Genomic DNA, 10,585 nt, shown 5'->3' with positions numbered 1-10,585 from the left:
GATTAAATCGGGCGCAAGCTTTGCGCCCCTACAGTTTCTCTACGTAAGCAGTAAAGCGTTTAGGAAATTTCGTGTTGCCATGGCTGATAACCTTTCTGCAAAACCCGATATTTGTAGGGGCGGGTTTAGGAAATTTCATGTTGCCATTGCTGATAACTTTTAGGCAAAACCCGCCCTGACTAACTTTTAATTTTTGCCCAAAATTGCGGCATGACACAGCTAAAATTGTGGAATAGATTTGACGATTAAATCGGGCGCAAGCTTTGCGCCCCTCTCCCACGTCAGCCCTCACCCCCAGCCCCTCTCCCAAGCTTGGGAGAGGGGAGCAAGAGGCTGACAGGTGTAGGAGAAGGGGTTAGGGGATGAGGGGGAAAATGCCAAGCAGTAAAGCCAGACGCTTCAAAAGCACGTCTCTACACATTCCTCTGTTCCTCCGCCGGATTTCCTTATTAATCCAATAAATCGGGTTCTTGTTTAATCATCATCTCATAAAGGGGTTGAAAGCTAAACCAACCCAAAGAATGAGAACCCACTTGGCTATGGGTCAACTTTGCCGTATCTGGATTAATCAACTTAGGTTTACCCACCGCTTCCGCCATTAATTGCGCTTGACAGCATCTATCCATGGCGATAAACCACCAGGCGGCTTCATCGACTGAATGTCCCACCGTTAATAAACCATGATTACACAGAATAATCGCTTTCTTCTTGCCTAATCTTTCCGCCAGACGTTCACCTTCGTATGTATCCAAAACAACACCCGTATAGTCCTCAAACAGGGCATGATCCTCATAGAAGGCACAAGCATCCTGAGTGATGGGGTCAAGGGGACGTTTCAGCGTAGACCAACTTTTACCATAGAGAGAATGAGCATGGGCGGCGGCGATAACATCAGGTTGAGCCTGGTGAATTTGGGCGTGAATCGCAAAGGCGGCGGCGTTGACAGGTTTGTCCCCCTTGACAATTTCACCGTTATGATTAACTAATATCAAATCAGAAACCCGGATATGACCGAAGTACATGCCGAAGGGATTGACCCAGAAATGATCGGTGAATTCGGGGTCACGCACTGTGATATGTCCAGCAATTCCTTCATCAAACCCGTAGCGGGCAAATAGACGGAAGGCGGCGGCTAAGTGTTGTTGGCGGTGCAGGCGTTCCGCTTCTTTTGAGGTAAAGGTTGGCGGTTGGGGGAGTTGGGTTGATTTTGAGGTTTGAATGGCTAATTTGGGATCAATTGAAGAAACCATAGGTAGTTAGTAGATTCAGTCGGTAGATAAAAATAGATTTGACTATTTTATCAAGGTTTAACCTACATTTCCCGTGGGGGTGCACGCTCCGTGCGCCCTGATACTGAAGTAAAATGGCACTGATATCATGTTCGGTTAAATATCCCTGAATAAAAATTTCTGAAATGATGGCTTTTACAGTATTGCAATTAGGAGCAATTGTGAGGATATAATATGATTTGAGTGTTTATGGTTGGTGTTTTAACGTTTAGGGCGCTAAAGCGCAACTACAAGCGCAACGATAAGCGCAACTACGAATCGGTTTTATTCAAAAGTTACGGATAGTTCAACAGCCTCCTGTTCCGTTAAACCGAAATATTGGGCGCGAATGGTTTTTCCTGATTCTACGGGCATTAATGGGGTTATTGTTCCTAAGGATAATAAATCGCCTGGTTTCAGTCGCTTTCCTACGGATTGCAAATCATCTCGCAACCATAAAACTACGTCTAAGGGGTGTTCTAATAATGCATTACTTGTGCCTGTGGCTAATTCCTTTCCGGTTTCATCTAAAATCACTATTTGAATTTTACCTAACCGTTCTTGCCATTCTGGAGTAGCCGCCAGGGGAATGGGTTCGCCCACAATTCCTAAACGCGCCCCCACATTAATTGCTATTAGGTCAGCGGCGTCTAATTTTACCCCAGAGTCATAGACTAAATCCGGCAGTTCAATAAAGGGAATGACGGCATCTAAGGCGGCTAAAACCTCTTGGCGAGTTGTGGCGTCATTAATCGCATCACTTCCAACTCTGACGATTAAATCGCCTTCAAACAGGGGACGTGCGCCAAAATTGGCGGGGACAATTGACCCACTGGGTAGCAGCATTTGTTCTAAAAGAATCCCACGTAATGGATGAGAGACATTAAACCGTTCTTGCGCGGTTTTATTCGTAAGTCCGGCTTTATATCCGATACTTTGTCCTAAAATAGGAGTGAGTCTTTCTATGAAGCGATCGCGGATTTGTTCGGCTTCGGTTACGGTTAAGTCAGGTGGCGCAGTTTCCAGAGGAATACGGTTAATGTAATGGGTGACTAATGCGTCCAAAAAACGCGAATCCGGCGTGATGACGACATCAGCACAAGCCAATTCATCCTTGGTTTGGCAAGCCGTGCGTTTTGGGTTTTCTGTCGCCCGAACCGCAGCCATTCCGATAATTTGATTCCCTAACAAAATTGTTAGAATAGCAGATTTCCAATAGTGTTTAGTCATTAGTCATTGGTCATTGATTATTTGTTTGTTCCCTTATCTTCCTATCCTTTCACGGGAAGTCTATAACCCTAAGTCGGGGCGGGTTTATTTACATCTGGGTGCAAGCGAAAAGATAATAGTAAAACCCGCCCCTACACAATTTTTTAATCTCCTTCTGGTAATCTGATTTCCGCTAACACTTCTAACCCTGCCAAAAATTGCCGATCATTGCTAATATGAGGAAACTTTAACTGAGAATCGGGAACGCCGCGTTCTAATTGACGCTGACGCAAAATAGCAAAGCTACCCGGTGCTAATATTCGTAGGCGAGGTGCGGGGATATAATTATCAGGTCGCTTTACCGCATAAGACGTATTCGCGTCTTGCAGTTTACGGTCAAAACTAGCCAAGAAAGCTTGGGGATTGTCCAAACGTTGACCCGGCGCTAACTCAATATTGAGCAAATAATGGGCGGTGACAATACTCTCCGATAGCGTGAGACAAAAATCTTCTAACGGTAAACCAAATTCTTGTTGTAAGACTTGCATCACCTGAGTCGCCTGGTGTTCCGTTGTCTTCTCTGCTGTCGCCGACATGGTTCCCCCGCGACGATACCGAAACACAATTAAGGGCGTCTTATTGTAAAATCCCACAACTTCGATTACGTCGCCAATATCGTAGCGATAAAACCCACTATAATTGGTGGTTAAGAGGCGATACTTTTCCCCTACCTTAACCTCAGTCGCCAGGAGGGTTTTCGGATGTTCAGCGTCCCATTGATCTTCGGGAACAAATTCAAAGAAGCCGCTTTCTATTGCCAAAATACTCCCATCAGTATCTACATCCGGGTAGATACTAAATGTGGCTTCTGCTGAGGAATAAACCGCGCCAAATACAGGTGTATCCTCAAAATAATCTGGAAAGCGCTGAAAGTAAAAATCCGATGTACCGCCGCGTGCGGTGGCGACAAAGGATAAATCCGACCAAACTCGTTTCGGCGTTAAGCGTCCCTCTTGGTGTAAAATATCTCGTAGTTCCCGCGCCCGTTGGGGATAAGCTGACCATTGATCCTCTAATTGGGACCGAATCCCTGATTCTAAGTCCAGCCAATTGGCTATTGTCCCTTTTTCTAAATCCCGGATTAAATCTTCGGCGTAGGTTTCCAAATAACTTGCCGTCCGCAGCAGAAGCATGGGAAAATTAGCAATCATCCCCCGCATGGTGCGATCGCGTAGCGCAAAGAGTAAGCAAACATAATGGCGGGCTAGGCTATCCCCCGGTTTCAGGGTTTCAAAGGGATGGGCAAACAGTTGTTGGTAGAGAAACTTTCCCATCCGCAGCACACCCACACTGGCATAACCGTACCGAATCCCTCCTGGCGTCTGTCCCAGGGGTTGCACGGAGTTGGTAATCAATAGTTTACCAAACTGACGCTGGCGAGTTTTCAGCGCATCAGCCAAGAACCCCATACTGGTTAAATTCGCCCCTCTTAGGGAAGTCTGAAACCGCTTGGTAACAGGAATCAGCTTCTTTGAACCCGTGGAACCACTGGTGAGATTAAGATAGACAACGGGATCAGGGGTTAAGATATTCGACTCACCCTGGAAAATGCGTTCCGTGTAGGGTTCATAACTACTATAGGGCAGAACCGGGACGCGATCGCGAAATTGGTCGATGGTTCTAATCTCTCTCAACCCCCATTTCCGCCCTAGTTCGGTGTTACCATACCGTCGCAACAGCTTCAGCAGAAACCGTTCCTGTACCGCCTCCGTCTGATGCGTCTTGTTCACGAAATTGGCTTTAACCTGTCGGGTTAGCGTGGTTAACAGGGGCAGTATATAGTTTGACATGACATCCTCACACCAGTTGAATTTGAGCGGACATTGAGCGTTTCTGGCTAGCCAAATCAATTTTTGGCAATTTTTCCGGCAATTTATGGTATTTTTCTATACCGAACCCTTGTCCAGATTCCTATCCTTGTTTGCCAATGACCGATCACAAATTTGATTATTATTGTCACTTCTTGAATAAATTGTCAAGTTTTTCCATGTCCTCTCCGATATTGCCCCCATCTCTGATGTTTAATGCCAGTGGGGATATTGATTTGGATGGGGTGAGGGGGAGATGGGGAGATGGGGAAATTGGGGGAAAAAGAAAGTTCTACATTAGACTGCAACTCGGTATATCAACCCTTGCCAAGATGCGGTTTGTTTAGACTTTGTTTCCGTTTCTCCAATGTTCCCAACCTATGCTAGAGGTTGCAGTGCTTTACCTGACAATTGATAATCTTTTCTCAGGAGTTTGATATGCTAATGAACCCAACGATATCCTCTGTAGCGCGTGTCGATATATCTACCCTCACGCCAGACGCCTTTCGCCAACGCTATCAACAAACGGGTACACCTGTCGTGATTACCGGATTGCTGGAGAATGAACCAGACTGGACGCTGGATTATCTTTGTGCAAAAATTAGCGATCGCGAGTTTATGGTGCGGAACTACGAACGGGCTAATTATAACAGTGGAGAGGCTAAACATTCTCGTGTCGGTAGTGGCGTCGCCTTAGAAACCATGCGATTCTCAGACTATGCCGAACTTTTACGCCGTGGCGAAGTTCAAGAGAATGATCTTTATCTGGGGAAAGCACCCCTCAAGACTACCCCACTAACCCAAACTTCTACCTGGAAAACCTTAGGCGACAAACTCGGTTTGACTCAACCTGTCACCAATTTTAAAATGTACCTGGGTTCAGGAAGCCATCGCTCTGGATTGCATTACGATATCCTGGATAACACCTTGATTCAACTGCATGGCGTCAAAAAAATCATTTTGTTTCCTCCTTCTCAAACCTACAATCTTTATCCCTTTCCCATTCTCGGTCATTTACGTCATGGAATGAAGTTGCGTTGCTGTTTTAGTCAGGTGTCTTTAGATGATCCCGATTTTGACACATTTCCTAAATTAAAGCCAGCCCTAGAACATAAACAAGAGGTCATTATAGAACGCGGAGAAACACTTTATTTACCTGCTGGATGGTGGCATGATGTCAGCGGAATTGATAACACTATGATGTGTTCAGTCAATCGATTCTGGCGCATTTATCCGGCTAGACGCGCCTTGCTGAATTGGGAACGATGGCGGTCTATCCTGGGAGTTGTCTGTGCTATTCCTTATATAGGAAGCAATTTAATCACGGCTTTAGTTCAGCCTCATCCCCAATCAACAATTCGCCAAATCTTGTACAGAATTTAATCCGATGGTTCAAATTTCCACAAAAGGATTAACCCTAGCCGAGTTTTTAGCTATATAAGGTGCGTTACGCTGCGCTAACACACCCTACATATAGCTAAATATAGCCAGTAGGGTGGGTTAGGCAGTGTTGAATTTAGGGGACAACCATTCAATTCGATATCTGCCGTAACCCACCAAACATCTAACTTAGGGCGCAAGCCTTGCGCCACTACATACTGATAATCATGCACTCAAAGAATAAACATGATGCATTAAGCGCATATTCATCTAGATTTTGTATTTAAATATACGAAACCTCTCTGGCAAGGGTGTGATTCTTGTAGCGGACATCGGGGAACCGCAAACAAATTACTTCGGTTAATTGAGAGCAATTGACGAATTCAATGGATAAAAAAATTGCTCGATTAAACTTGCCCCCATTCTGAATTTTTTACACAAGGTTAAGTAAAAGATGCTGCAAGAATTATGGTCATTTCGCGGTCGATACCGCATCTTACATCTAACGTGGTTCGCCTTCTTTCTCTCATTTGTCGTTTGGTTCAACTTTGCCCCGTTAGCGACAGCCGTACAAGAAGACTTAGGGCTGAGTGCGGCACAAATTCGGACGTTGGCGATTTGTAACGTAGCGCTGACTGTACCGGCTCGGATTATTATCGGTATGTTACTCGACCGTTTTGGTCCACGGTTAACCTATTCCGTGTTGCTGATATATGCTGCTATTCCTTGTCTGGCGTTTTCCTTAGCCCAAGACTTTAGCCAATTAGTGATCAGCCGTTTAGCCCTAAGTATTGTGGGTGCAGGCTTCGTGATTGGTATCCGCATGGTGGCGGAATGGTTTCCCCCCAAAGAAATTGGCTTGGCTGAAGGAATTTATGGGGGATGGGGTAACTTTGGTTCGGCTGCATCTGCGTTTGCTCTACCCACAATTGCGGCGTTATTAACGATTGGCGCAGGGGGTGGATTGATCCACTGGCGACTCGCGATCGCACTCACTGGTATTATTGCTGCACTCTATGGCGTCTTTTACTATAGAAACGTTCAAGATACACCTCCGGGTAAAGTTTATCAGAAACCCAAGCGTCATGGTGGCTTAGAAGTCACCACCAAGCGGGACTTTGGATTCCTGATGCTGATGAATGTTCCTCTGGTGGGGGTTCTGGCTGTCTTAGCTTGGCGTTTAAGTAACGTTGGTTTCTTAGATCAAACCGGATTAATTATCACCTGGTTAGCGCTGTTGGGGTTATATCTGTTCCAGGCTTACAAATGCTGGGATGTGAATCAAGATTTAATGACCAGTAAAAAACGCTATCCTGCTGATGATCGCTACAACTTCTCCCAAGTCGCCCTTCTGGAATTAACGTATGTAGTCAACTTTGGTTCAGAATTAGCCGTTGTTTCCATGCTTCCCGCCTTTTTTGAAGGAACATTTGGATTGAGTAGGCAATTAGCGGGAATGATTGCAGCTAGCTATGCGTTTATGAACCTAGTTTCACGCCCCGGTGGTGGATTAATTTCAGATACTTTAGGAAGCCGGAAATGGACGATGACAGTGTTGACAGGTTGCATGGGAATTGGCTATCTGATGTTCAGTACCGTAAATGGGAGTTGGTGGCTACCTGCTGCGGTTATTCTCACCATGGGGTGTTCCTTCTTTGTCCAAGCGGGTGAAGGATCTACTTTTGCTATGGTGCCGTTAATCAAGCGCCGAGTTACGGGTCAGATTGCCGGGAATGTGGGGGCGTATGGTAATGTTGGTGCTGTTGCCTATCTCACCCTATTTAGCTTGCTCCCAGAAGGTGATTTTGGTAACCGCGTTTTCTTCCAAACTTTAGGAATTACAGCATTAATCGTTACCTTCCTCTGTTTGTTCTTTCTCAGAGAACCTAAAGGATCGTTTGCGACACATCATGAAGGTGAAGAAACCGAATTGCCAGTTGAAGGTGTGCCGGTTTTGGTGGATGAACAAACCCATTAATATATTAATTTAGGGGTTGCTGAAGAAGCATCATTTTGTAGAGACGTTGCATGCAACGTCTCTACAGATTTATGGGAGGATTTGATGATTTGATTGAGCGGTGAGCGAAGCCAAACCACGCTGTTTCAATCCCGTTGCCGGGATTCATTATAAGGAAACTAATTATACGCTACAGAAAATAGATTGGCTGAGATGCGATCGCGAAACCCAACATCCCAGAAGACTGATTCGGATGCGATCGCGTTTGCCCACTTCATTTTCACACCATTCTGTAAAATTAGCATTTCTCCAATGTAATTTTTTCATATCCCATAAGTTTTTGTGGCTGTTTATACCAAATCAACACTTTTATTTCCTTAACCTGAACCCAAAGATAGTCAAAAAAATATGAATTCTAAATCTTAATTCCCTGTTCCCTGTTCCCTGTTCCCTGAAAAAATCTATGACTAACTCAACAAAAACACTTTGTCCCTATTGCGGTGTCGGCTGTGGTTTAGAGGTAACGCCACCCGCCCAATCCGGTAAAGCCACTCATCGCGACAGCGAAGGAACACCTATTTGGCGAGTACGGGGCGATCGCGATCATCCCTCCAGCCAGGGAAAGGTTTGTGTCAAGGGAGCGACAATCAGCGAATCCTTAGATAAAAATCGTCTCAAATATCCGATGATGCGAGACTCCCTAGATCAGCCCTTTCGACGAGTCAGTTGGGATGAAGCCCTCGATCGCATCGTCGTGCAACTGCAAACCGTCCGCTTTACCCAAGGACCTGAAGCCATCTGTATGTACGGTTCCGGTCAATTTCAAACGGAAGACTATTATATAGCCCAAAAATTACTCAAAGGCTGTCTGGGTACAAACAATTTTGATGCCAATTCTCGCCTCTGTATGTCTTCCGCCGTCTCAGGTTATATCCAGAGTTTCGGGTCAGATGGTCCCCCCTGTTGCTACGAGGATTTAGAACAAACGGATTGTGCCTTTTTAATTGGTACAAATACAGCCGAATGTCACCCAATTGTATTTAATCGCCTACACAAGCATTGTAAAAAGAACCGTAAGGTGAAAATGATTGTGGTTGACCCCCGCCGTACCTCAACCGCAGAAGCGGCTGATTTGCATTTAGCGATTCGACCGGGTACGGATATAGATCTGCTGAATGGAATTGCCCATTTACTGATGCGTTGGGGAAAAATTAACACCCTATTTATTGATGACTGTACGCGAGATTTTCCCCTCTACGCCGATATCATTCGCCATTATCCCCCCGAACTCGTAGCGCGTAAGTGTGGGATTCGGTTAGATGAACTGGAAAAGGCGGCTCGATATTGGGGGGATGCGGAACGGGTATTATCCTTATGGTCGATGGGGATGAACCAATCCTCAGAAGGAACCGCGAAAGTCCGCACATTAATTAACTTACACCTGATGACCGGAACCCTTGGTAGACCCGGTTCTGGACCCTTTTCCCTCACCGGACAACCTAACGCCATGGGGGGACGAGAAGCGGGGGGATTAGCGCATATTCTCCCCGGTTATCGGTTGGTGAAGAATCCCCAACATCGAGCCGAATTGGAACAATTGTGGGGACTGAAGCCGGGACAAATTTCCCCTGAACCGGGTTTAACGGCTTGGGATATGATCCTGGGCTTAGAGACAGGTGCAGTCGAATTCCTTTGGATTGCGGCGACAAATCCGGCGGTGAGTATGCCAGATTTAGAACGCACGAAAGCGGCGTTGAGGCAGTCCCCGTTTACGGTGTATCAAGACGCCTATTATCCCACAGAAACCGCTGCCTATGCTCATGTTTTACTTCCTGCGGCTCAGTGGAGTGAAAAAACGGGAACGATGACGAATTCTGAACGGGTAGTAACCTTATGTCCCCAATTCCGCAACCGAGTTGGCGAATCTAGAGCCGATTGGGAAATCTTTGCCGAAGTTGGGCGGCGTTTAGGGTTTACGGAACAGTTTGACTTTGCGGATTCGGCGGCGGTGCATCGGGAGTTCGTGCAACTCACCCGTGGGCGGGTTTGCGATATGACAGGTATTCGCTATGAGCAGTTACAGGAGAGTCCGATTCAGTGGCCCCATCCGGAGGAAAACCCGGATGTAGGGGCGGGTTTTACCGATAAGGTTTTGCCCACCTCTAAGGTGACTAAACCCGCCCCGACTAATGCAAAACGATTATATACAGATTGGCGCTTCCCTACCGCCGATGGACGGGCAAAGTTTGCCGCGTATCATTCACGGGGATTAGCAGAACCCCCTGATCCGAATTATCCCTTAGTCTTGACAACGGGACGCCTTTATGGTCACTGGCACACCCAAACTCGGACGGGTCGTATCCCCAAAATTCAGCAAATGCATCCGCAACCGTTTTTGGAAATCCATCCCCGTGATGCCCAGAAATTGGGGATTGAAGAGGGGAATTGGGTGGAAGTGCGATCGCGCCGGGGCAAAAGTCGGTTTCCGGCTCAGGTAACGAAAGCGATCGCGCCAGGGACAGTATTTGTGCCGATGCATTGGGGGGCGTTGTGGGCAGCGAATTCAGAAGCGAACGCCTTAACCCATCCAGAGTCTTGTCCGGATTCTGGGCAACCGGAGTTAAAAGCCTGTGCGGTGCAGTTGAGTTTAGTCCCAGAGTCCGCAGAGGTGTTATGGGAACAGGAGGTTGAGCAACAGTCGATTTTGGGCAAATAATTCCGATTTGAGTGTCCACCAGTAGGGTGGGTTAGGCGGTGCTCCCTTAAAAAAACGAACCCTTTAATCCTATATCCGCCGTAACCCACCAGGTTATCAACAGCGCCATTGAGTAAAGGGCGACCCGAGTCAATTGAGTGGACGCCGTTGTGAATTGATGCAAGCGGGTCGCCCCTACAATGCTAAT

The 10,585-nt window shown here is 46.5% G+C and carries 8 protein-coding genes; 4 read left to right on the top strand and 4 right to left on the bottom strand.

Annotated elements, in window-relative coordinates; translation table 11 throughout:
- Window positions 1–449: 449 nt before the first annotated feature.
- The 3 genes from RIB93_RS29010 to RIB93_RS29000 all read right to left on the bottom strand — a co-directional run bounded on the left by RIB93_RS29010 (window position 450) and on the right by RIB93_RS29000 (window position 4,327).
- Window positions 450–1,250, bottom strand: coding sequence for a class II aldolase/adducin family protein (locus RIB93_RS29010; RefSeq protein ID WP_446378219.1), 801 nt, complete (start codon window positions 1,248–1,250; stop codon window positions 450–452).
- A 303-nt stretch (window positions 1,251–1,553) separates the two neighbouring features.
- Window positions 1,554–2,498 (bottom strand): 2-keto-4-pentenoate hydratase, encoded by a 945-nt coding sequence (locus tag RIB93_RS29005; protein WP_446378217.1) that lies wholly within the window; start codon window positions 2,496–2,498, stop codon window positions 1,554–1,556.
- A 143-nt stretch (window positions 2,499–2,641) separates the two neighbouring features.
- Window positions 2,642–4,327 (bottom strand): GH3 auxin-responsive promoter family protein, encoded by a 1,686-nt coding sequence (locus RIB93_RS29000; RefSeq protein ID WP_446378215.1) that lies wholly within the window; start codon window positions 4,325–4,327, stop codon window positions 2,642–2,644.
- Between the two features lie 197 nt (window positions 4,328–4,524).
- Between RIB93_RS29000 and RIB93_RS28995 the strand changes: the two genes are divergently transcribed.
- From RIB93_RS28995 to RIB93_RS28985, 3 genes are all read left to right on the top strand, one after another.
- Window positions 4,525–4,692 (top strand): hypothetical protein, encoded by a 168-nt coding sequence (locus RIB93_RS28995; protein ID WP_446378213.1) that lies wholly within the window; start codon window positions 4,525–4,527, stop codon window positions 4,690–4,692.
- A gap of 91 nt (window positions 4,693–4,783) precedes the next feature.
- The gene (locus RIB93_RS28990) at window positions 4,784–5,728 is read left to right on the top strand and encodes a cupin-like domain-containing protein (RefSeq protein WP_446378211.1); all 945 of its coding nucleotides are present in this window, start codon (window positions 4,784–4,786) and stop codon (window positions 5,726–5,728) included.
- 451 nt (window positions 5,729–6,179) lie between these two features.
- Window positions 6,180–7,703: an MFS transporter gene (locus RIB93_RS28985; protein WP_446378209.1), complete on the top strand. Its 1,524-nt coding sequence runs from the start codon at window positions 6,180–6,182 to the stop codon at window positions 7,701–7,703.
- Window positions 7,704–7,861: 158 nt separating this feature from the next.
- Here RIB93_RS28985 and RIB93_RS28980 read toward each other — a convergent pair whose 3' ends face one another.
- Window positions 7,862–7,987 (bottom strand): hypothetical protein, encoded by a 126-nt coding sequence (locus RIB93_RS28980; RefSeq protein WP_446378207.1) that lies wholly within the window; start codon window positions 7,985–7,987, stop codon window positions 7,862–7,864.
- Window positions 7,988–8,145: 158 nt separating this feature from the next.
- Between RIB93_RS28980 and RIB93_RS28975 the strand changes: the two genes are divergently transcribed.
- Window positions 8,146–10,398 (top strand): molybdopterin oxidoreductase family protein, encoded by a 2,253-nt coding sequence (locus RIB93_RS28975; protein WP_446378205.1) that lies wholly within the window; start codon window positions 8,146–8,148, stop codon window positions 10,396–10,398.
- Window positions 10,399–10,585 lie beyond the last annotated feature (187 nt).

It is taken from the genome of Coleofasciculus sp. D1-CHI-01 (assembly GCF_040218875.1).
Taxonomy (GTDB): Bacteria; Cyanobacteriota; Cyanobacteriia; order Cyanobacteriales; family Coleofasciculaceae; genus Coleofasciculus.
Note: the sequence above shows the minus strand (reverse complement) of the source record. Positions and strands in the feature narration are given on the sequence as shown.

Coding starts and splice junctions, on each gene's coding strand:
- RIB93_RS28980 (WP_446378207.1), bottom strand. CDS start 7,987: ATGCTAATTTTACAGAATGGTGTGAAAATGAAGTGGGCAAACGCGATC.
- RIB93_RS29010 (WP_446378219.1), bottom strand. CDS start 1,250: ATGGTTTCTTCAATTGATCCCAAATTAGCCATTCAAACCTCAAAATCA.
- RIB93_RS29005 (WP_446378217.1), bottom strand. CDS start 2,498: ATGACTAAACACTATTGGAAATCTGCTATTCTAACAATTTTGTTAGGG.
- RIB93_RS29000 (WP_446378215.1), bottom strand. CDS start 4,327: ATGTCAAACTATATACTGCCCCTGTTAACCACGCTAACCCGACAGGTT.
- RIB93_RS28985 (WP_446378209.1), top strand. CDS start 6,180: ATGCTGCAAGAATTATGGTCATTTCGCGGTCGATACCGCATCTTACAT.
- RIB93_RS28995 (WP_446378213.1), top strand. CDS start 4,525: ATGTCCTCTCCGATATTGCCCCCATCTCTGATGTTTAATGCCAGTGGG.
- RIB93_RS28990 (WP_446378211.1), top strand. CDS start 4,784: ATGCTAATGAACCCAACGATATCCTCTGTAGCGCGTGTCGATATATCT.
- RIB93_RS28975 (WP_446378205.1), top strand. CDS start 8,146: ATGACTAACTCAACAAAAACACTTTGTCCCTATTGCGGTGTCGGCTGT.